25 protein-coding genes, 2 tRNA genes and 1 rRNA gene are annotated in these 21,161 nt (G+C 37.6%); 2 read left to right on the forward strand and 26 right to left on the reverse strand.

Going from position 1 to position 21,161, the window contains the following annotated elements:
- Window positions 1-43: 43 nt before the first annotated feature.
- From rfbD to J2Z23_RS21225, 4 genes are all read right to left on the reverse strand, one after another.
- Window positions 44-889, reverse strand: a complete 846-nt coding sequence (gene rfbD, locus J2Z23_RS21210) for a dTDP-4-dehydrorhamnose reductase (RefSeq protein WP_209975213.1) — start codon at window positions 887-889, stop codon at window positions 44-46.
- The gene (gene rfbB, locus J2Z23_RS21215; RefSeq protein ID WP_209975215.1) at window positions 886-1,857 is read right to left on the reverse strand and encodes a dTDP-glucose 4,6-dehydratase; all 972 of its coding nucleotides are present in this window, start codon (window positions 1,855-1,857) and stop codon (window positions 886-888) included. The genes rfbD and rfbB overlap by 4 nt, the downstream gene beginning before the upstream one ends.
- Window positions 1,854-2,597, reverse strand: coding sequence for a sugar phosphate nucleotidyltransferase (locus J2Z23_RS21220; protein WP_209975217.1), 744 nt, complete (start codon window positions 2,595-2,597; stop codon window positions 1,854-1,856). The genes rfbB and J2Z23_RS21220 overlap by 4 nt, the downstream gene beginning before the upstream one ends.
- 194 nt (window positions 2,598-2,791) lie before the next feature.
- Window positions 2,792-3,004, reverse strand: a complete 213-nt coding sequence (locus tag J2Z23_RS21225) for a hypothetical protein (protein WP_209975220.1) — start codon at window positions 3,002-3,004, stop codon at window positions 2,792-2,794.
- A 302-nt stretch (window positions 3,005-3,306) separates the two neighbouring features.
- Between J2Z23_RS21225 and J2Z23_RS21230 the strand changes: the two genes are divergently transcribed.
- Window positions 3,307-3,534, forward strand: a complete 228-nt coding sequence (locus J2Z23_RS21230) for a CGEA protein (RefSeq protein WP_209975222.1) — start codon at window positions 3,307-3,309, stop codon at window positions 3,532-3,534.
- Between the two features lie 23 nt (window positions 3,535-3,557).
- Window positions 3,558-4,493: a CgeB family protein gene (locus J2Z23_RS21235; protein WP_209975224.1), complete on the forward strand. Its 936-nt coding sequence runs from the start codon at window positions 3,558-3,560 to the stop codon at window positions 4,491-4,493.
- A gap of 529 nt (window positions 4,494-5,022) precedes the next feature.
- On the opposite strand, the gene pseI is transcribed toward J2Z23_RS21235, so the two are convergent.
- The 22 genes from pseI to rrf form a co-directional block, all read right to left on the reverse strand.
- Entirely contained in the window at window positions 5,023-6,072 is a 1,050-nt protein-coding gene (gene pseI, locus J2Z23_RS21240) for a pseudaminic acid synthase (RefSeq protein WP_209975226.1), read from the reverse strand.
- Entirely contained in the window at window positions 6,069-6,767 is a 699-nt protein-coding gene (locus J2Z23_RS21245; RefSeq protein ID WP_209975228.1) for a WbqC family protein, read from the reverse strand. The genes pseI and J2Z23_RS21245 overlap by 4 nt, the downstream gene beginning before the upstream one ends.
- Entirely contained in the window at window positions 6,764-7,303 is a 540-nt protein-coding gene (locus tag J2Z23_RS21250; RefSeq protein ID WP_064467714.1) for a GNAT family N-acetyltransferase, read from the reverse strand. Before J2Z23_RS21250 ends, J2Z23_RS21245 begins: the two co-directional genes overlap by 4 nt.
- A complete protein-coding gene (gene pseG / locus J2Z23_RS21255; RefSeq protein ID WP_209975230.1) occupies window positions 7,300-8,379 on the reverse strand; it encodes a UDP-2,4-diacetamido-2,4,6-trideoxy-beta-L-altropyranose hydrolase in 1,080 nt (359 codons plus the stop codon). The genes J2Z23_RS21250 and pseG overlap by 4 nt, the downstream gene beginning before the upstream one ends.
- A complete protein-coding gene (locus J2Z23_RS21260) occupies window positions 8,360-9,142 on the reverse strand; it encodes a cytidylyltransferase domain-containing protein (protein WP_057985893.1) in 783 nt (260 codons plus the stop codon). Before J2Z23_RS21260 ends, pseG begins: the two co-directional genes overlap by 20 nt.
- Window positions 9,139-10,359 (reverse strand): UDP-4-amino-4,6-dideoxy-N-acetyl-beta-L-altrosamine transaminase, encoded by a 1,221-nt coding sequence (gene pseC / locus J2Z23_RS21265; RefSeq protein WP_209975232.1) that lies wholly within the window; start codon window positions 10,357-10,359, stop codon window positions 9,139-9,141. Before pseC ends, J2Z23_RS21260 begins: the two co-directional genes overlap by 4 nt.
- Window positions 10,360-10,382: 23 nt before the next feature.
- A complete protein-coding gene (locus J2Z23_RS21270) occupies window positions 10,383-11,333 on the reverse strand; it encodes an NAD-dependent epimerase/dehydratase family protein (protein WP_057985889.1) in 951 nt (316 codons plus the stop codon).
- Between the two features lie 28 nt (window positions 11,334-11,361).
- A complete protein-coding gene (locus J2Z23_RS21275) occupies window positions 11,362-12,366 on the reverse strand; it encodes an SDR family NAD(P)-dependent oxidoreductase (protein ID WP_064467712.1) in 1,005 nt (334 codons plus the stop codon).
- A 179-nt stretch (window positions 12,367-12,545) separates the two neighbouring features.
- A complete protein-coding gene (locus tag J2Z23_RS21280) occupies window positions 12,546-13,943 on the reverse strand; it encodes a capsular polysaccharide export protein, LipB/KpsS family (RefSeq protein ID WP_209975234.1) in 1,398 nt (465 codons plus the stop codon).
- Window positions 13,944-13,948: 5 nt separating this feature from the next.
- Window positions 13,949-14,716, reverse strand: coding sequence for a glycosyltransferase family 2 protein (locus J2Z23_RS21285; RefSeq protein ID WP_057985883.1), 768 nt, complete (start codon window positions 14,714-14,716; stop codon window positions 13,949-13,951).
- Window positions 14,717-14,934: 218 nt separating this feature from the next.
- Window positions 14,935-15,303, reverse strand: coding sequence for a hypothetical protein (locus tag J2Z23_RS21290; protein WP_064467710.1), 369 nt, complete (start codon window positions 15,301-15,303; stop codon window positions 14,935-14,937).
- A gap of 11 nt (window positions 15,304-15,314) precedes the next feature.
- Window positions 15,315-16,241 carry an anti sigma factor C-terminal domain-containing protein gene (locus tag J2Z23_RS21295; RefSeq protein ID WP_209975235.1) on the reverse strand — a complete coding sequence of 309 codons (927 nt, stop codon included), beginning with the start codon at window positions 16,239-16,241 and terminating at the stop codon, window positions 15,315-15,317.
- Between the two features lie 4 nt (window positions 16,242-16,245).
- Entirely contained in the window at window positions 16,246-16,737 is a 492-nt protein-coding gene (locus tag J2Z23_RS21300) for an RNA polymerase sigma factor (protein WP_209975237.1), read from the reverse strand.
- A gap of 163 nt (window positions 16,738-16,900) precedes the next feature.
- Window positions 16,901-17,464, reverse strand: a complete 564-nt coding sequence (locus tag J2Z23_RS21305) for an AAA family ATPase (RefSeq protein WP_209975239.1) — start codon at window positions 17,462-17,464, stop codon at window positions 16,901-16,903.
- An 84-nt stretch (window positions 17,465-17,548) separates the two neighbouring features.
- Window positions 17,549-17,839 (reverse strand): hypothetical protein, encoded by a 291-nt coding sequence (locus J2Z23_RS21310; RefSeq protein ID WP_209975240.1) that lies wholly within the window; start codon window positions 17,837-17,839, stop codon window positions 17,549-17,551.
- Between the two features lie 131 nt (window positions 17,840-17,970).
- Window positions 17,971-18,990 carry a tRNA (adenosine(37)-N6)-threonylcarbamoyltransferase complex transferase subunit TsaD gene (tsaD, locus tag J2Z23_RS21315; RefSeq protein WP_057985873.1) on the reverse strand — a complete coding sequence of 340 codons (1,020 nt, stop codon included), beginning with the start codon at window positions 18,988-18,990 and terminating at the stop codon, window positions 17,971-17,973.
- Window positions 18,991-19,455, reverse strand: coding sequence for a ribosomal protein S18-alanine N-acetyltransferase (rimI, locus tag J2Z23_RS21320; RefSeq protein ID WP_057985870.1), 465 nt, complete (start codon window positions 19,453-19,455; stop codon window positions 18,991-18,993).
- A complete protein-coding gene (gene tsaB, locus J2Z23_RS21325) occupies window positions 19,455-20,153 on the reverse strand; it encodes a tRNA (adenosine(37)-N6)-threonylcarbamoyltransferase complex dimerization subunit type 1 TsaB (protein WP_057985868.1) in 699 nt (232 codons plus the stop codon). The genes rimI and tsaB overlap by 1 nt, the downstream gene beginning before the upstream one ends.
- Window positions 20,134-20,604, reverse strand: a complete 471-nt coding sequence (gene tsaE, locus J2Z23_RS21330) for a tRNA (adenosine(37)-N6)-threonylcarbamoyltransferase complex ATPase subunit type 1 TsaE (protein WP_057985866.1) — start codon at window positions 20,602-20,604, stop codon at window positions 20,134-20,136. Before tsaE ends, tsaB begins: the two co-directional genes overlap by 20 nt.
- A gap of 166 nt (window positions 20,605-20,770) precedes the next feature.
- Window positions 20,771-20,847 (reverse strand) — tRNA-Asp (locus J2Z23_RS21335).
- A 32-nt stretch (window positions 20,848-20,879) separates the two neighbouring features.
- Window positions 20,880-20,953: transfer RNA gene (locus J2Z23_RS21340), tRNA-Met, on the reverse strand.
- Between the two features lie 115 nt (window positions 20,954-21,068).
- Window positions 21,069-21,161 (reverse strand): 5S ribosomal RNA (gene rrf / locus J2Z23_RS21345); the annotation flags it as partial.

The following is a 21,161-nucleotide window of genomic DNA, read 5'->3' on the forward strand; positions in this document are numbered from 1 at the left end:
TAATACATTCACACCTGTTCCACGGCTTAGCATTCCATTCCCTTCAAAACTTTTGGACATCTAGAAACTCTTCAAGCGCGGCCTGCCAATGTCTCATATAGATCCCTTCGTCTTCAATCGATTCCTTGCTTAAGAGCGAAAAAGCTGGCCTTTGTGCGATAACGCCATACTCTTTAGAAGAAATTGGTTTGACGAGATTTTCCTGATAGCCCGCTAATTTTAAAATGGCTTGAGCAAATGTGAACCAGCTGCAGCTTCCAATATTTGATATATGATAAATACCATATTTCTTGCCAATTAGTTGTTTCATAGCTAAAGCCAAGTCTTTCGTATATGTGGGTGAACCAATTTGATCATTCACCACCGTAAATTCCTGTCCTTTTTTAGCTAAACGAAGCATTGTTTTAACGAAGTTATTTCCGGTTTCTCCATATACCCATGAGGTACGTACGATATAAAATTCTTGTAAAACTTGTTGGACAAAACGTTCTCCAAGTAATTTACTTGTTCCGTAAATTGATAAAGGATCTGGTGCATCTGCGATTGTATAGGGTTCCTGCTTTTTCCCATTAAATATAAAATCTGTGCTGATATACATCATGGTAGCTCCTATATTTTTTGAAGCTTTAGCGATATAATATGTTCCAAAACTATTGACTTCAAAAGCTGTTTTCCAATTTGTTTCACAATCGTCTACAGCAGTATAGGCTGCCGCATGAATAACCAAATCAGGTCTGAGCTTTTCTATTACTTCATTGATCAGTGTTTCATTTGTAATATCTAGTTCTGACCGGCTATACGGAAATAGCTCAATAGACGGATCCTTCGAAAAGAGTTTCACTAGGTCAGTTCCTAATTGTCCTGTAGCCCCGGTGATTAAAATTTTCATTTGCCTTCACGCTTATTTTCTTTTATGTTTTCCATATACCATTGGACAGTAAGTTTCAGTCCTTCAGCAAAATCTACTTGGGGCTGCCAATGCAGTTCTGTTTTGATTTTTTCATAATTAATGGAATAGCGACGATCATGTCCTAGTCGATCTTCTACAAATGTAATTAAATTCAGATCCGCACCAAGATAGTCAATAATCTGTTTCACAACGGCTAGATTGGTTTGTTCTTCATCTCCTCCAATATTATAGACAGAGCCGATTCTTCCTCTTTCGAGAACCGCATGGATGGCGCGACAATGATCTTCCACAAATAGCCAATCGCGAATTTGCCCTCCATCACCATAGATTGGAATTTTTTTGCCAGCTAAGGCAGAAGTGATCACTTTAGGTATGAATTTTTCTAAATGTTGAAAAGGTCCATAATTATTGCTACAGCGTGTGATCATAACCGGTACATTGAAGGTATTGTAATAGGAGTGAACAAGTAGATCTGCCCCTGCCTTGCTTGCGGAGTATGGATTATTTGGTGAAAGTGGAGACATTTCGGTAAAAGAGGGCTCCGTTTTCTTCAAACTTCCGTACACCTCATCTGTAGAAACTTGAATCATCTTTTTGGCTTTTCCATCTCGTACAGCATTCAAAAGATTTAGTGTTCCTTTTATATTCGTATCAATAAACGGAGTTGCTGACTGAATACTTCGATCGACATGAGATTCAGCCGCAAAGTGAATAATCGCCTCATATGTCTGATCAAATACTTGCTCTAATTGTTTTTGATTGGTTAGATCACAGTGGAGAAAACGATAATGGGGATTGTCTGAATAAACATGTTGCATAAATGGATGACTGGCATAGGTGAGAGCATCAACATTCGTAACAGCGTAATCCGTATGCTTCATTAAATAGTGGATAAAATTGGCGCCAATAAACCCTGCGCCTCCAGTGACAAGTAACTCTTTTTTCATAGGTCTTTCCTTCCTTTTTTCGCCAATTGCTCATTAACTAATTGATTGGCCATGAAGAGCGATTCATGTGTTCCTGCATCTATCCACCAACCTGATAAACGATCATATTTTAAAATAGATTCCTGTATATATATATTATTCACATCCGTAATCTCTAATTCTCCTCGACCTGAGGGGGACAGTTCTTGAATATAGTCAAACACTTCTGGCCCATACATATAAATACCCGTTACAATATAATTCGATATAAAGCTTGTCGGCTTTTCAACAATAGAATTAATACATTGGTCCGTTTCGTTTAACCTCGCGACTCCAAATCGCTCAGGATCTTTTACCTCTTTGATCAGGACTCTTGCCCCATTCTTCTGCTGTTGAAAAGACTGAATAAAGGGGAGCAATGAATCTTCGAAAATATTATCCCCTAAAAGCAAAATAAACTTATCCCCATCTGCAAAATCCTTAGCATGGGCAAGCCCCGCAGAAATGCCTGATGCTGTTGGCTGGATTTCATAACGCAAAGCAACACCTAATTCAGCCCCATCCTCTAGTAACTTGTGAAATGAACTCATGTACTCTTCATGAGTAATTAGCAGAATCTCATAGACGCCCGCTTCTTTTAATTTCATAATTGACCAGTAAATCATCGGATAAGGACCAACAGGTAAAAGATGCTTATTCGTTATCTTTGTCATCGGTTGTAACCGCGAACCTGTTCCACCAGCTAATATAACTCCTTTCACGAATACACACATCCTTTCCTATAAATAAGCAAGATGTTCCAAATTCTAACTTTCTTTATTGTCCCCTTCAGTTGCAGAAAGGATGTCATTCTTTACTAACATCCTTCTTGAACTTACAAGCTGAGCAATTTTACTCCCTTCATATGTTGACAAAACTCCAAGAATAGGAGCTTTTGCCAACATATAACATCCTATTAAAATGTTCCAACACTTTGTACCTGATTGATCGGTACATACATAGTTCCATCTGTATCAGGGTCTTCAAATGTAACCATATCTGTTCCGACGCTAACAATCTGCAAATTTCTTAGGATCTCGCCTCCAACTAAACGAATTACGGGTACGGGTTGGCCTGATTCTGAAATACTAATTAATTGTTGTTGAAATGTAGATCTTAAAACAGCCATAACATCTCCTCCCTTCTCATTCTCTATTACATTATTAACAAAAAATAAAATAGTGTAGACAACCGTTTACTCTATAAAAAAATGAGATATTGACTTATTCCTTTTGTCTATATATTTAGCAAACGCTATAGTAAAAATGTGGATTTTTTTTATTTTTAGGGTGTTGTCTTAACGATTCAACCTTTTCGACATAAGGTATCATGAGGTAGTATTCAGAGGGCTTTGTAGATCATCTTCCGATTTGGATTACTATGTCTAGTTAATGAGCAAGGCCTTAAATAATATAAATTGAGGTGAAAAAGATGAACTTTGCAGATTATATTTTCAGGCGTTTAATACCTGGAACCACCATCACGGTGACAATGGATTCTGGTAATATTATTGGTCCAGCCATTTTTACAGACTATAATCCCGCTACTGGTATTGCAGTCTTAGAAGAAGAAGGGACGATGTCTCCTCCCACAAATATGATTATTAATATTGGTTCGAGTAAAGTGGAATCTATTATTTATGATGCAACAGAGGAATAATGAACCTAATATATGTTTCATCAATGTATTCCAAAATCTACCAGTATTTAGATAGAAATATAGAGAATGTTCTTCTCCAATTTTGTGATAAGTGTATACTGTTTCAACCCGAACAATCTATCCAGCGATTACAAGCAATCTTAAATGAGCATGATCGGCCACTATGGGCATTGATACTCCTTGGTAACCATTTCCCCAAACAAGCAAGTGATCTATTAAGAAAACACAATGTAAAGCAAGCGGTTTGGCTAACAGAGGATCCCTACTATATGAATAAAACGCTTCAAAATATACATCTTTATGATTACGTTTTTACAATTGACTCAGGATCGTATAATGCCTATCTTTCGGCTGGTTTTTCACATGTCTATCATCTCCCTTTAGGAACAGATCCCTCCATTTTTACAGATCAGGAAGTAGATTCTTCCTATCATAGTGATGTGTTGCTCGTAGGGTATCCCTACCCTTCCCGTGTAAAATTGGTAGAATTCCTTTTGGAAAACGGAACATTCCCTATTACTGTCATTGGAAGGCAGTGGCATAATCAGTTATCCAAGAAATTTCGGAGACATGATCAACTCTGTATGTATGATCAATGGATGGAACCCGAGATCATCGCAAAGTTTTATAATGGAGCTAAAATCGTATTAAATCCTCACCGCCAGGTAAATTTTTTTAAGGGGATCAAGAATGAAACTATAAATAATCGTACATTGGATATTGCCGCCTGTGGAGCTTTTCAATTAATTGAGGATTTAGCTGGATTGAGAAGCTATTTTTCAGAAGATGAAATGATCTCTTACCAAGATCGGGAAGATTGCTTGGAAAAGGTTTCCTTCTATTTGGATAAAAAAGATCTTCGCCAACATATTGCGGACAGTGCACAAAAAAGAGTTTGCCACGAACATACCTTTCGACATAGAGTAGAAACAATATTAGATATAATGAAGCTGCCTTAAAGGGCGGCTTTTTTATGTTTCTCTTCGTACCCTATTCGCTTAGCTATAAGGAAGTCTTGTCAATTTATTGATTGTTCCTGCTTTAATCCTCTCGTCTATTAAGAGACTTACATATTTCCCTAATGAAATGAATTTACTCACTATTGCTGAATTGACAAATGCTTTTATTAAATAATCTCAAGAGTATAACCCCGAGCCAATTTGTGAAAGTTATTCTATTCCAACTGGTTTATCGGATGTGAAAAATCCCACAATCTTGGTATGGCCCGGCATTACCAAACCAATAATGCCTCTGCACATGATCCTAGAGACTAGCTCCTTATTATTGAGAGAAATCGAAGCATGCGTGAGTGGCAGAAATTTTCGCAGTTAGAGGAACGTTATACAGCTAGCTATATGGCTTAAAATCTATGAACCTTCCAAGCTCTGGTACCTTTCTAAATTGCACTTACTACCATTATAACTTTTTCAACTAAGATTATTATGGCTTTCCGCTCGTAAAAAGCCGCCCGCAAGAGCGAACAGCTTTTTAGTGGAACAAATCCCAATTTAGCGGGGTTCCTGCCGATGCATCTTTACCAATTTTTTTACCTAAGAGATGATCGATGTATTTAGGGGCAAGGCCTCCTCCCGGTCGGATGGCTCTCAAATTTTCCTTTGTCAGGGTATCGCCCGCCTTCATGTCTTTCGTAATATAGAGTGATCTGCGAAATTGCAATGATTTTTTCTCATCCGCTGTTGGGCCATACTGAATTTTTCCAATGGCCTGCCATGCTCGTTTCGTTTCTATAACAAGCGACTGAAATTCATCAGGCTCCATAGAGAAAGCTGCATCTACTCCTCCTTCTGCACGTGATAGCGTAAAATGCTTTTCCACTACAGTAGCACCTAACGCGACACTGGCCACCGCAACTCCAGTTCCTAATGTATGATCAGATAAACCAACTTCACAATCAAAAAGTTCTCTCATATGGGGGATCGTGGCGATATTGGAATTGGTTGGTTCCGCAGGATAAGTGCTCGTGCATTTTAATAGAATTAAATCCTTACAACCCGCTTCTCGTGCGGTTTGAACAGCCTCATCCAATTCCGCGATTGAAGCCATTCCCGTTGAAATGATTAATGGCTTTCCCGTGGAAGCCACCTTACGAATCAAGGGAAGGTCGTTATTTTCAAATGAAGCAATTTTATAACAAGGAACAGCCAATGTTTCTAAGAAATCGACTGCTGTTTCATCAAAAGGCGTGCTAAACGGGATCATCCCTAGTTTCTTACAATGATCAAAGATTGGCTTATGCCATTCCCATGGTGTATGGGCTTCTCCATATAACTCATAGAGCGTTTTTCCCGCCCACATATTTTCTTTATCATCAACAAAAAAATCTCCCGTATTTAAATCTAATGTCATCGTATCTGGTGTATATGTCTGTATCTTCAAGCCCCGTGCACCAGCCTTCGCTGCTGCTTCTACAATGGCAAGGGCACGATCTAATGATTGATTATGATTGCCTGACATTTCTGCGATGATAAATGGATGATTCTGCACACCAATAGAAAGGTTTCCAATATGAATGGTCATTTGCTTCCCTCCTTTAAAGCCTTTTTTGTCGCTTCTGGGCCAAGGTTTGCTAACATATCCACAATAGACAGATGGGAGATAAAAGAGGAACTCCCTATCTGTGTATAAGGTTTTGGGTGATATTGATGATAAGCGAGCCCTATATCACTTTCCGAAAATAAACCCTCTTCCTCAATATATACTTTAGATCCCAGGGGACTTATATACGTATCCATATTCAGATAATGACAAATGTTTATTAAATAAGCTGATTTTCTTCCCTTCATTGGTAATTCACTGCTTAAGTGAAAAGTGGGATGAAGATCAAGTTTCTTAGCTATCTTCCGAATGATGCTTATATTCAAATCCCCTAGTAATTTGTGGTCAGAATTGATGCACTCCTCTAATAAAAAAACAATCTCCTTACCATAAGGATGCTTCATATAAGCCTGCTTTAAAGTTTGAATATGTTTTCTTCTCCAAGGTTTCGTATTATCAATTCTTACTTCAGAAATAAGTTGTTTGTCTTTTCCGCCTTTTAAAATAGGCACGGTTAAATATTGTTCTTGATTATTAAACAATATCCGATTTCTCTGTTGCCAAGAACGTCTAGAAAATTGGACATCATCTAAAAAGACAAAGGAGTCAACAGATGATAATAAGGAAAAATAGCCTGCCCATGGAAGGTAAGTCGGTTGCATTATCGCACATTTCATTCTTTCTCACCTTTTCTTTCCTCCCACTCCCTATATAAAATAGAATAACTTAGCTGGTCACGGAAATGCCCATCATTATAATGGGCTTCCCTTTCTACCCCTTCCTTCTGAAAACCAGCTTTTTGATATAGATGAATGGCTGCAGGGTTATCTGGAAAAACATGAAGAGACAAACGATGAACATTTAAGGTTTCGAAGGCATATTTCATCGCAAAAAGTAGAGCTGTATATCCAATTCCCCTTCCCCTTGCTTGTTGTTCTCCAATGTAAAGTTGAAAATAAGCTGAATGGTGTTTTGGATTATAAGTTAAGGACACATTTCCTTGATGAATCTCCTGCTGATCATAAATGGCCCATATATAATAATTCTTCTGTGATTCAATCCATTTTCGGTGTGATTTCATTGTAATGGCATGTGTCAGACCAAATGCTTTGGCAATGCGTGGATCATTTAACCATTGTACGGTCTTGAGATCGTGCTCTTTGCCATAAGGTACGAATTTTATCTCTCTAAATAGTTGTTCAGTCTGGTTCATTCCCCTACTCCTTCCCGCAAATGTTTAAGCACTCGATCGGCGCCTAACCCATCCACACTCTTCACACCCATTTTATATAACTCTACTAATTTCTCCGGATTGTTTATAAAACGGGAAAATTTGTGGATGCATTCTTCTGGTTTAATCGTCCTAGCATCTCCTAAGTAGACACATAAGTTGTTTTGTTCAAGTTTTTCCACAATGGTCTGCTGATTGCTAGCTGTCGTTAAATAGGCAGCGGGTACTCCAATACAGGCACGTTCCCAAGTTGTCATACCTGGTGCCCCAAAGGCGATATCACATGTAGAAAGGGAATAAGCCATATCAGGAATATCTTGCTCCCAAGTGAATCTTCCGGAATCTTTTTCCTCTAATTGTTGGAGCGTCTCTATATATGGATACATTTTTCCCACCACTGCTTTTAATTTTATATAAGGAAAGTGGGTCATTAATAGCTTACTAAAACGGAAGGTATAATTATTAGAATCCACTCCTCCAAAAAAAACATGAACATGTATAAGGCGGTGATTAAATTGGGGTGGCTTATCTTTTTGATACGCTCTAAAACTCTTTCTTAGCAGAGCATATCTCGTTCCCAATAAGGTTTGACAATGTCCCGGGATTAAATGAGAATAGACCGATTCATTTAACCCAAAGGTCTGATCAAGCAAAAGATCACAATCATGCTTTCGATTGGCTAAATCATCAATCACCATAATCTTCTTTGTATAAGGGCGCATTTTACTCTCCCAGAAGGAATCTAAATGATAATGGTCTACAATCAGCCAATCAATTTGACCGATACTTTGTAAAATGGGAACTGTTTCCTTTCGATCCATCTCCGCTGTATGATGGTCTTTTTCTCCAATTAGTATGACATTAAACTCTTTCCCAGATAGATAATCTGCAAGATGTCCATTTACATTTCGACAGATAAAGAATATTTCTATCCCTTTGATTGAGCGTAAATATTCTGCGAGTGTAAGACATCTGATCACATGCCCTGTGCCCAATTCTGTAGAGGCATCAACCCGAAAAACTATCTTCATCCCCCGCTTATTCAAGCTTTGTAGCACGATTAACTTCCTCCACTAATTGTTTGTCATCCCTCCATTTGAGTTGAACATGCTCATTCATTTTCCATATTTCTGGGTGTTTCCGTAAATATTCTTTTAATTCTTTGAAATACAATGGTCTGGAGGTAACATTAAGTCCTTTATAAAGCGCCTCAAACATTTCTAAATCTTTTGCTTCATCAATCGTTAGACGCCATTCTGGATAAACCCATTCAGAGGGTAGTTCTACATTTTGGAAGGTAAATAAGGTAGGATTATTCGTAAAATAAAAAGGTAAATATTCGGTTTGTGTGAGTGGCTTTGGCTGATTAAAAAGGCGCTGAAGAGCCTCTACCTGTATGACGTTTCCTGCTGTTCCGATGCTACTTGTCTTAGCTTGAGTATAATCAACACCACTTGTAAGATGTTTCTGAATTAAATAGCTTGTAATTTCAGGAGATACAGCTGGATTATCACCTGTTACTCTAAAAATGATATCCGCCTTTGTTAAATTTGCTGCCTCAATCGTTCGCGCCACAAGATTTTCAGGATCCCCCCTCACTACTTTAACCTTTCCTCCAAGTGTCACCATTTCAAGTGGATCATCTTGCGGAAGATCAGAGGTAGCTAATACAACTGAATCAGCTTCAGGAACAGCAAGACAATTGATGAGACAACGCTCAATCAATGTTACTCCATTAATCGGTAATAAGGCTTTCCTAGGTAATCTTGTTGACTTAAGTCTACAATTCACGACAATCGCAATCTTAGGACTTTTATTCATTGCGCTCTTTTTCCTCCTTTTTTATTTGAATAATATTGGATTACTTTTTTCACTGCGGTGATTACGTCTTGGGCATCTTTGTCAGACATTTGGGGATATAAGGGTAAAGTAATGATTTCTTGGTACACGTTTTCTGCATCGGGGCAACTGCCAGATTGATAGCCAAGACTTTGATAGAATGGTTGTGTATGGACAGGAATATAGTGGACATTAACACCAATATTTTCTTTCTGTAAAGCCTTATAAATTGCTTTTCTTTCTGCTGTAAGGTGAGAGGTGTTTAATCTTATGACATATAAATGCCAACTTGAATCAACATTAGGCAATATTTGTGGACAAATCACTTCCTCCATTTTGGCAAAAGCTTGATTATAAATTTCAACAATTTGCTTTCTTCTTTCAATAAATTTTGCTAACTTATGAAGTTGTGAGCGTCCCAGTGCAGCCTGGATATCTGTCATTCGATAATTATACCCGAGCATTTGCATTTCATAATACCATGGGCCATGATTCGTTGCGGTTAATTCCTTCGGATTCTTGGTAATACCATGAGTTCGAAATTGTATTAGCTTTTGATAATACTCTTGATTATCCGTTGTGATCATTCCACCTTCACCAGTCGTAATATGTTTGACTGGATGAAGACTAAACATTGTCATATCACTAATAGTACCGACCTTTTTATTCTTAAAAGAGGCCCCTAATGCATGGGCCGCATCTTCAATAACAATTAATTGATTTTCTTTAGCAATCTGATGAATAATATCCAATTGTGCTGGTTGTCCTGCATAATCTACAACAATAATGGCTTTTGTTTTTTGGGTCAATTTTTCTTTAATGGATTGTGGATCGAGATTATACGTAATTGGGTCAATATCCGCAAAAACTGGTTTTCCACCTACATATAAAACACAATTTGCACTTGCTACAAAAGTAAGTGGTGATGTGATTACTTCGTCATCTTGTGAAATACCAGCAACAAAACAAGCGGCATGAAGGGCAGCTGTACCGTTTGCAAATGCAACCGCATATCTGCTTCCAATATAGTCGGCAAAATCTTGCTCAAATTTCCCTACTTCAGGACCTGTTGTTAAAAAATCACTTTTTAATACTTTTACAACAGCTTGAATATCATCATCATCAATCCATTGTCGACCATATGGCAAATATGTTCCTCTAACCGGATTTCCCCCTAAAATCGCTAGCTTCTTCTCCATTTTAAATTCTCCTTTTCGCAAACTCAGATTGAATCCTTTTGGGACTTAATCCATTGCTCCGTTCGTTGTATCCCTTCTTCAAGAGAAACTTTAGGTTTCCAGTTCAACAGCTTTTTTGCCTTTTCATAGTTGCAAAGCAATTTAGGAATTTCACTTTGAGGATGGATATGCTCCACATGTTGGATTTTTCCAGGGTCCTTTGCAATTAGCAATGCTAAATCATTAATGGCAATATCACGCCCCGTCCCAGCGTTAATAATTTCGCCATTTGCTTGGTCAGAATAGCCTGCTGAGACCACAAAGTCGGCACAATCTTCCACATATAATAGATCCCTAGTTTGTGTACCATCTCCATAAATCTTTAATATTTTTCCATCTAGGCGATTATGAATAAAGATGGCCACAACTCCTCCTTCACCACCTGTTTTCTGAAATGGGCCATATGTGTTAAAAGGCCGAACAACGACAACTGGTAAGTCGTACGCATAGTAATATGATAAAACCATGTTTTCCGCTGCTATTTTTGCACCCGCATAAGGAGAAGCTGGTTTGATCGGATCTAATTCAGTAATTCCTTTTTCATTAGAAGCTTGGTCATATACCATGCATGTACTCATAAAAACAAGCTTAGTATGATACTTTTTACATAGTTCTAATAAATGGAAGGTTGCAATTGTGTCATTCTCGAAGGTCGTCTTTGGGTCATCAATGCTATCTTGGACATTAATACTTGCGGCTAAGTGATAACAGATATCAAATTCTCCTTTTTTAAATAACGCCTTCAAAGTTTGCGGTTCTTTAATATCCCCCTCTGTAAATCCTTTAAAATGGTCAAAGTCATTAAATGCTTCGATATTATTTGTCCTGGAATTGGCGAGATTATCGACAATCCATACATCATGCTCATCTTCTAATAATTTCTTTGTCACCCATCTGCCAATAAACCCCGTACCCCCTGTCACTAAAACTTTCATCCTATTGTCTCCTTTCTATAACCCATGTTCAAATTAAATTTTCCTGTAATATAAAGGTTCGAATTTCTTCTATACTAATTGGTTGAGGATCACCAGATTGATAGTTTCCTGGCTTTGCCTTTTTTCCATTTTTGTATTGTGGTTGTGGCTTGAATGGAGATGGGATAATAAACATATCAGGCAGTTCAATCGCATGAAGTGATTCGTCATATGTCATGAGTTCTTCATATTTCTTTTCCCCTGGCCTTAAACCAATTTCCTTTAGGTTGATCTCCTCTTGAGGAATATGATGGCGATTTGCTACCTCTTCTTTTAGAACTTGCACAAGATCTCTCAAAGAAATAACTGGCATTTTTAAAATAAAAGTCTCACCACCATTCGCTAATTTCATTGCTTCAATTGTGAGGCTTGTTGCTTGATCTAATGTCATCATAAATCGACTCATACTTTGATCAGTAACCGTCATTTCTCTCTTCTCAAGAATCTGCTTTTTAAATAATGGAATGACCGAACCTCTTGATCCCATCACATTCCCAAATCGAACACTAGCAAAAATTGTCTTGCTTGACCCTTTTGAATGTTCGGCAGATGTGATCAATTTTTCTGCTGTTAGTTTTGTCGCTCCATAATTGTTTGTCGGTGAAATGGCCTTATCTGTACTTGTAAAAATCACCTTTTTTACTTTTTGAGCAATGGCGGCTTTAATAACATTGTAAGTACCGATGATATTTGTTAAAACCGCTTCAAATGGATTATATTCACAGAAGGATACATGTTTCATCGCTGCGGTATGAAAGACGAAATCCACATCTTCCATCGCACTTGCCACACGGTCATAGCTTCGAACATCTCCAATCAAGAAGCGCAGTCTCGTATCTTCCGCATACTGATTTTGCATAATAAATTGCTTCTGTTCATCCCTACTGAAGACCCGAACTACCCGTGGTTCTTCTTGAAGAATTTTTTGTAATAAGCCTTGCCCGATTGTTCCTGTACCACCAATAATCAATATTTTCTTATCTTGAAAAAACATCGAATCCGTCACACCTCCTTTTTAAAATGCCTGGTTGGATCGAAAGAGACGCTTCCATATTGGAGCATTTCTTATGAATACCGCACCTTTTGAGTAAAACTCTCAGACACCAAATTGCACTAGTGTCACATTAGCAAGAATCTCAAAAGAATTTATAAGTTATTCCCAGAATAAATGACCTATCCCACATACTCCTTTAAAAAATTTTGAAGGGCAGAAATTGAATTTTGGGTGGGATAGTTATTTTGAATAAATTGATTTCTAATTTGGCGAGCATCATTTTGTTGAGTAGGAGAAAATAATAGGGTTCTAATTGTCTCATGTACTAATTTTGGAGTTGATTTCACGAGATTTCCTAATGAATCATAATAAGGGTAATCTCGATTAGCTGTAGGTGATTTATAAATAACTAAGAGCTTGTCGAGTAACATCGCCTCCAAACCGACAGTAGAATTTGCCACCACAACGAGATCGGAAGCTGAAATTAGACTATAAAGAGGAACTTCAGTGGTAACATATTGGATTTGTCGATATTTATTCGCTAAAGCCAAATAAGCCTGTGTTCGATTTTTGGCTTTCTCCCAAGGATGTGGCTTCATGATGATTTGAATATTAGGAAGCTTTACAACAGTGTTGGCCATTTCCGCAAAAAACGAGGAGCTATTTGGCTGGGTAGCCATGAAAACAGTCTTTTTACTTGGATTTAAATTTAAGCTTTCTAAAACCTGCTTTCGATCTACAGGCGACATTGTAAAAATTTCGTCGTAACGTGGATGACCTGCAATGACTATTTGTTTGTCTGGAACGCCTCTACTCTTATACCACTCCTTCTCATACTGACCATAGACTACATAATAAGAAGCAAAAGCTGGCAAATAGGCTTCCTCTCCAAGAATTAGCCCATGTTGCAAACAAAAACTAGGAATACCCAATGTATGACCAATAATCGTTAAAATCCGACTTGTTAATTCCTCTGTTGTTCCGACTAATATCGCTTGAATAGGATTATTTGTCAGGACCGCATAAACCATATCAATTTTTTCAATCATTCGCGGGATATCTCTTAAAAACGCTGTTTGAAAAGCTTCATTGGAAAAAGCGGGATGTTGCTTCTGTGCTGCAAAAATAGCTTTCGCTTTTGCAATAAAGGCTTGGGCTATTCCGGGTGCATTCCTTGTATGATCTAACATGCTAATGACAGGAATGGTATAGAGCTCCTTCATCCTCCATCTCGTTAAAAGCATAGTAGTTTCTGGAGAAAACTTCCGATAATTTTCCTCAGTAAAACGAAGATAATCAAAATTCATTAATAACTTACCTTGTTTGTTTTTCGCACGCAATGGTTTGCGAAGTGGACTCAGCCATTTTTCAAATCGATGCTGTATTTCCTCCTCCTTAAAGGTTTGTGCTGAATATTGACAGAAATCTGCTGATTGCATTTTTTCCTGTAAAGGTTGATCTAAATAATGATAAAAATTACTTAAAAGAGGCAACGGAATATTTTTATATGTTAAAGCTGAAAAAACATCGATGAACTCTAAATTTAATAACCAATAATTCCGTAAATAAACTTCCATAACGGTCACCTCCTTCTTTTTCGTAAATCCTCTCGAAGTTCCTTGCAGTTGCGCTGTGTCGGTAATAAGCGCGTAAACTCATCTTGTTCCGCCGAAAAAAGTTTGTAATGAATCGAACTTGTCGTAATATAATTCTCATCCAACACTTCATTGATAGGATAGAATGGCCATTCTTGGTTCAAGCGCCAAAAAAAGCGAGCATCCCCTATTCGATAAAATTGCGGATCTTCATCCCAATAAGAGCCCCATTTCTCTTTTATGTGCGGCAAGATAGACGCTCTGTGCATAATGGCACAATGATCTAGTGCGCAAGGGGCCATCCAGGTGATCGAAGTGGCCGGGCGCGTTACTTCTTTTGTTTTATGACCGTTCTGATCTAAATAGATCGTTTTAGAACCGGAATAGACAATTTGTGCATGAGCATGCTGATTTAGATATTGGACCATTTTTTTCAAACGATTGGGGTGATACACATTATCATCGGTCGCATACGTAATATATTTTCCCTTAGCCATTTCCAATGCTTGATTAATAAGAACGGCATAACGTGTTTTCTCTACTCGCTCTTGGACAGTTTGGATATCACTTTTGAAAAAGCGAATCCTGTTGTCTATTAAAAAAGGAGCAATGACTTCCTGTGTCTGCTCATCAGAATTATCATCCATTAAAAGTAGTTCAAAATCTCTCTCCGTTTGTCTTAGAATAGCGGATATAGCATCTTTAATATATTCTGGCTTATTGTAACTTGTCATAATAACGGATATCTTTGGCAACAGTATATCTCCCTTCAAACACATACGTTTATTAGGTATCATACGTTGTGATGACTTATCAGTAAGTGCGGTTATACTGGTTTTTGTAAATTGGTTATCCGTAATGTCTTTAATTTCCATTCTCCAACTGAAATTATCACTTATAGCTCGAGACAAAAGAAAAGACTGAACCTAAAATGGGCCCAGTCCTTTCATCCCTATGCCTTTACAGATTTATTTTACTCTCTCCTAATAAAATAATGTCGGTATCCTAAAATAACTGCTCCTATAAAAAGAATTGGTATTAAAATAAATATTTCCAAAAAATGAATAAATCGAGTACTATCTAATGGTGCCTGCAAATTATTTAAGGTAGTAAGACATGGTATAAATAGGATTAAAATAATTCCACAGATACCAAAACACAGCCTTATTTGATGATTCGGATATAGTTTTGAAGTAGTAAGTATGGCTAATAACATAATGAGCAATATAATACCAACGAGTAATAACGCATTTTGTGGCAGGCTACCATTAACCAAAAATACTGTACCGCTTAAAATAAAAGCTGAAATAATAAACATTAACAAGTTCACTAGATTTTTCATCATTTTTCCTCCTAATATGGAATAATCACTCCTGTTCGGACAACTCTAACTGGTTGTTTTTTTGTATATGGCAAAATCTCTTCTACCGTACCAGTCAGAATAACACCAGCAATAGGGATTTCGTTCAGATTCTGGTAATTCATTGTTGCTAAAACGTCTTTCGCGCCAACTAATTTATTGGATTGCCCTTTTAGAAAAAAGAGATATTGCTCAGCTCCTTCCATAAATGGTTTAGTCGGATCTACAGGGAATCCTACTGCATCATCACCGTTTATCTCACTAAAATCCCCTTTAAATGCCGATGAGTTTTTAGATTCTGCGCTTCTTTCAGCTTTTAATTGATCTGACGCTACCCACAACCAACTAGCAGTCGGGAATGTTTGATAAACTTCTTCAAGTGTTAATTCCTCATCAAAGGATAGAGCAACCTCCACACTATAAAAGTCTGGCAGTGACTCTAAATAGTCAACATCATTATGAACCGCTTCTACATTAGGCAGGTGAAATTTCACCATTTTATAATTATTATTATAGGTAGCGTGGTTTACTTCTTGAAAAGTAGATGTATTCAATGTTGACTTCGTTCCAAAAATCGTATGAAATGTACTAGTCGAATGCCAATTAATTATATGGCCATTCACTTCTTTGTATGCCGATACATTGGATGTACTCGCAATAAAAAAATGATCATATGTTCCCCCTCCTGGATACACATTCGCACCAACCATTTGCGTATAATCAGTTGTTTCTTTCACATCTTTATCCATTCTTTCATACATAAAATACTGTCCAACATATAAAAATCCCCATAATAAAATTAACATACCAATCGTGACAAATATGGATATGGTAATACTTCTTTTTAGTGACTTTCGTTTGGCCCTTTTTATTAAGGCGGAAAATGAATCATCTGGCGCAAATATTGATTTATCCTTCATCCACTCACTTCTCCTCTAGTAATCCTATTAGTTTTTTCCTCGCCCTAGCCAATCGTGTTTTTATCGTTTTATCCGTTGTATCAAATAGTTGTGCAATATCTTTTAATGAAAAGTTCGCACTATATTTTAATAAAAGCAACTCTGCTTCTTTTGGCTTCATTGTTTTTAGTGCTCGCTGAACTTTTTCACGTACTTCTTTTTTCAATAAAAAATGTTCTGGCGTTTCATAATTAAATAGCTGATGCATATCAAATGCTAATATGTACGTCTTATGTGTTTTCTTTTTCTTCAATAGATCATAATATTTATGAATCGCTACGCGGTATAGCCATGCCTGTGCAAATTCTACTTCAATCCCTTCCATATACTGAATAAATTGAATGGCTGTTTCTTGTGTAATATCTTCAGCATCTTCTTTACTTGCCCCCATTTTTATTAAAATAAGATAAACTGAACGCAATTTTTCCTGTAACTTTCTCTCGAATGCCTCATCCATACCGCCCCTCCCCTATGTATAACGATTGAGTTAGTAAAAGGTAAACAAAAAAAACGACTTATTCTTCCAAATAAAATAACCCCTAAAATATTTTTAGGGGCTTTTATATTGTAACTTTTTTCAATTCTTGCCATACAGACTTGATTACGCTTTCAAAATAGTTCTATAAAGACTGAGCAATATGCACAATCCTTTGAATAATAGATTGAGTTTCTGCATTGTTTTTAATTACAAAGAGATAATCTGCCTCATCCTCTACTGGGTCTTTTATATCTTCTTTGAGAGAATCAGTCTGCTGACGAATAAGTACTTCTTCAAAATTAGCAGCTGCTCTTAATATATTGGTACTACGCTGGCTTTGTTTGACTCGAGCCTGTAAAACATCATCTGGAATATCAAAATGGACGAGAATACGAACAAATTCACCTTTTGGAAACAATTCTTCTAACAAATATAACCGTCCTTTTCTCCCTCGATTAGAGTTACAAATAATGAAGTGTAAATCAGTATTTTCTTTGGCATAAGCGACAATTTGCCGTGTCAGCTCATATTTCAGCGTATTTGGTCCTTGCTTTGGCCGTAGTTTCTTATAATACTTATTTATAAATTCAGCCTGATTGTCTTGATCCATAACGAAGGAATTATTTAACTTCTTTTCTAAAGCTCTTGCAAATGTTGTCTTCCCACTATGAGTTTTACCAACCGTAATAATAGCTAATCTTTCCATTACTGTCCCCCTATTCTTGAATCTTACTTAGGATTATTTTAATAAAAATTGACTCTTATATAGCCTGTGAGCTGACATTATAGTTTATTTCTCTTTTTTCGCAAATTGCAGAATCAAAAGGTTTATCCAAGTTATGACTGGAATGGCCAATATTAAAATGTAGTTTTCTGAAAGACCCCAACCAAAAATTCTTGCTTCCTCATCCATACTATATAAAATACAAGTTGCACCGATTAATATGAACATATTTAAGGCAAAAGCCGATAACCTACTTACTAATTTATTGTTTTTTCTTTTTAATATTAAAACCGATCCTATAGTTGAAACGAACAAGGATAACAAAATAATTACATAGTGCAACTCTACACCTTCCAATTTTAAGGCATTTTTCTCTCATACCTAACTAATGGCTTCCCTTTTTCCAAATAAAATAGGGATACAAATGCATAGATGATTTGTATCCCTCGATGTTGTAAAGTTTAATATTTCAGTGCAAACTTTCTTTGTCAAAAATTCTCAATATCTAGTCCTGGATAAGCGTTCATATCCATTTTTCCCCGTTTACCTTGTTCAAATAAGACAGACCCGGCTGCAGCAATCATCGCAGCATTGTCCGTACAGAGATTTAGGGGAGGTATAATGAGTTCGATTTCTGATAGCGGCTGAAAAGCTTCCTGTAATGCGGTTCGCAAACCTTGATTAGCCGCAACTCCGCCCGCTAATAACACCTGATGGACATTATATTCCTTAGCGGCACGGACTGTTTTTTCTGTAAGAACTTCTATTACGCTTGCTTGGAAACTAGCAGCTACATCCTCACTGGCAATGACTTCACCGCGTTGTTCTGCATTATGAAGTGTATTAATGACAGCTGATTTGAGACCACTAAAACTAAAATCATATGATCCTTCCTCTAGCCATGCCCTTGGGAGATCAAGAACAGCATTCCCTTTTTGAGCGAGGCGATCAATATGGGGGCCACCTGGATAAGGGAGCTTCAATGTTCTAGCAACCTTATCATATGCCTCACCTGCCGCATCATCTAATGTCTCACCGATTACCTTAAAGGCTCCGTGTTTTTCCATATAGACCAATTCAGTATGTCCTCCTGAGACAACGAGAGCAAGTAAAGGAAACTTTAGTTCGGTGATTAGGCGATTCGCGTAGATATGCCCCGCAATATGGTGAACAGGTACAAGTGGAATATTATGTGCAAAAGCTAAGGCCTTTGCTGCATTGACTCCAACAAGAAGAGCCCCCACTAAACCAGGTCCCTTCGTAACTGCGATTCCATCAATATCTGTCAAAGCGACTTTTGCTTCATTTAAAGCTTCATCAATCACAAGCGTAATTTGCTCAACATGATGTCTGGAAGCAAGTTCTGGTACAACACCGCCAAAACGCTTATGGCTTTCAATTTGCGAGGCTACTACATTGGAAAGGATGTCTTTCCCGTCTTTTATGACAGCTGCAGCCGTTTCATCACAACTTGTTTCAATCCCTAATATTAACAGTTCTTTATCCATTTATAAATTCACCCACATGACTAATGCGTCTTCTTGATTATCTGTATAATATCTTTTACGAATTCCGCCTTCTTGAAATCCTAACTTTTTATAAAGTGATTTGGCTGGAAGATTACTTACCCTTACCTCAAGCGTCATCGTTTTGGCACCAGCTTTCCTAGCAGTCGACATCATTTTTTCCAATAAGTTTTGTCCGAGCTTCCTTCCCCTATACTCGGGAAGTAACGCAATATTAGTGATATGTGCCTCGTCAATGACAATCCAGACACCACAATACCCCGCAACCTTCCCTCCATATTCTAATAATAAATAAAGGGCAAAACGATTTGTAAGGATATCTTGGTAAAAAGCTTCTGCCGGCCAAGGCACAGTAAAAGCTCGATTCTCTATTTCAACAATTTGTTCAACATCCGCTTCTGTTGCTACGCGATATGTGACAGCCTCACGTTCTTGACACGATTCCATTAGTTCTTACGCTCCTGTTTTTCTAACCATTTAGCCTCTGCCTCTACCAGTCGTGCATAATTAGGGGTAAAAGAATGAAGTGCAACCGCCTCAGATGTTAAGCCTAGCTTTCCCAATTCTCCTGGACGAGGATTATGCTCAGTCATTCCTGCAAAATGCGCCTGGTCATGCAAAATAGATCCGAGCAGCTCTTGGTGAAGAGTAATATCATTTCCAATAAATAAAATTGGTCTTTTCAACGTTTGTAATTGTTCAGCCCATTCCTTTGCCAATATATTACGATCATCCCAAACAGTCAATAGCTTTCCGTTCTGATATTCATATAACCCGGTATAGATCAAACCGCGTCTTGCATCAAATAACGGTGAGATATAACCATCAAAATAATGAGCTGTTGCGGCTAGTGTCGCTAGGCTTGAAACACCAACTAAGGGAATTTGTAAAGCCCAAGCCAATGTTTTTGCTACCGTTACACCAATTCGAACTCCGGTATAAGAGCCGGGTCCCTGGGCTACAACAATTTTATCTAGCTCACTCGCTTTTGTTTCACAATCTGCCAATAACTTCTCAATGGCTGGCATAACACGAACACTATGATTTTTTTTCATATTAGTCATATATTCACCAATAACTTGATCTTCATCTAGTAAGGCGATTCCCAATACTTCATTTGATGTATCAATGGCTAAGATTCTCATTCCATAACTCCTCACATAATGCTTCATACCTTTTTCCATTCGGTTGAAATACAATCTTTCTTGCTGTTTGACCTTCATGATATAAGTATATCGTAAGATTTTCCGATGGTAACTGTTCTGTTATTAAATGGGCCCATTCAATAACAGAAACACCTTGATTGTAAAAGTATTCTTCAAGGCCTAAATCTTCAAGTGAGTCTTCCACTCGATATACATCCATATGATATAAAGGCAGTCTCCCTTGGTATTCTTTTATGATCGTAAATGTCGGACTATTCACGGTGCGTTTGATATCCAATCCACTTGCCAACCCTTTTGTAAAAGCCGTCTTTCCCGCCCCAAGATCCCCTTCAAGTAAAATGACATCGTTGGGGCCAAGGAGCTTTCCTAACCTTTTTGCTATTAAATAAGTGTCTTTTGGTTGATTGGATTTTATTTCAAAATTCGCCATTCGTCATTCCCCTTCTAAATCATTCATTACAAGTTTACCCGAAAAAAAAAGAATGAGCAAAAAAGCTTTCTCATTCCTTTATAATCCTAATGATTTAATTTTTAGTAAGGTTTAAAAAATAAATATCTACAACAAAAAAACGAACAAATCTGTTCGCTTGCAATAGTGGCGGTCCGGACGGGACTCGAACCCGCGACCTCCTGCGTGACAGGCAGGCATTCTAACCAACTGAACTACCGGACCTAACGTTCATTATTATTTTATGTATAAAATGATTGCGGGGGCAGGATTTGAACCTGCGACCTCCGGGTTATGAGCCCGACGAGCTACCAGACTGCTCTACCCCGCGACGATAAAAATAAGAAACCTCAAGTAACATACTACATGATTATATTTAGTAAAGCAAATATTAATCGAAAAATGTTTTTATATGAAAGCACGATCTAGGACCGTGCTTTCAAGTTGCCTGGCAACGTCCTGCTCTCACAAGGGGAAGCCCCTTATTACCATCGGCGCTGAAGAGCTTAACTGCCGTGTTCGGGATGGGAACGGGTGTG

The organism is Lederbergia galactosidilytica (genome assembly GCF_017873565.1).
Classification (GTDB): Bacteria; Bacillota; Bacilli; order Bacillales; family Bacillaceae_C; genus Lederbergia; species Lederbergia galactosidilytica.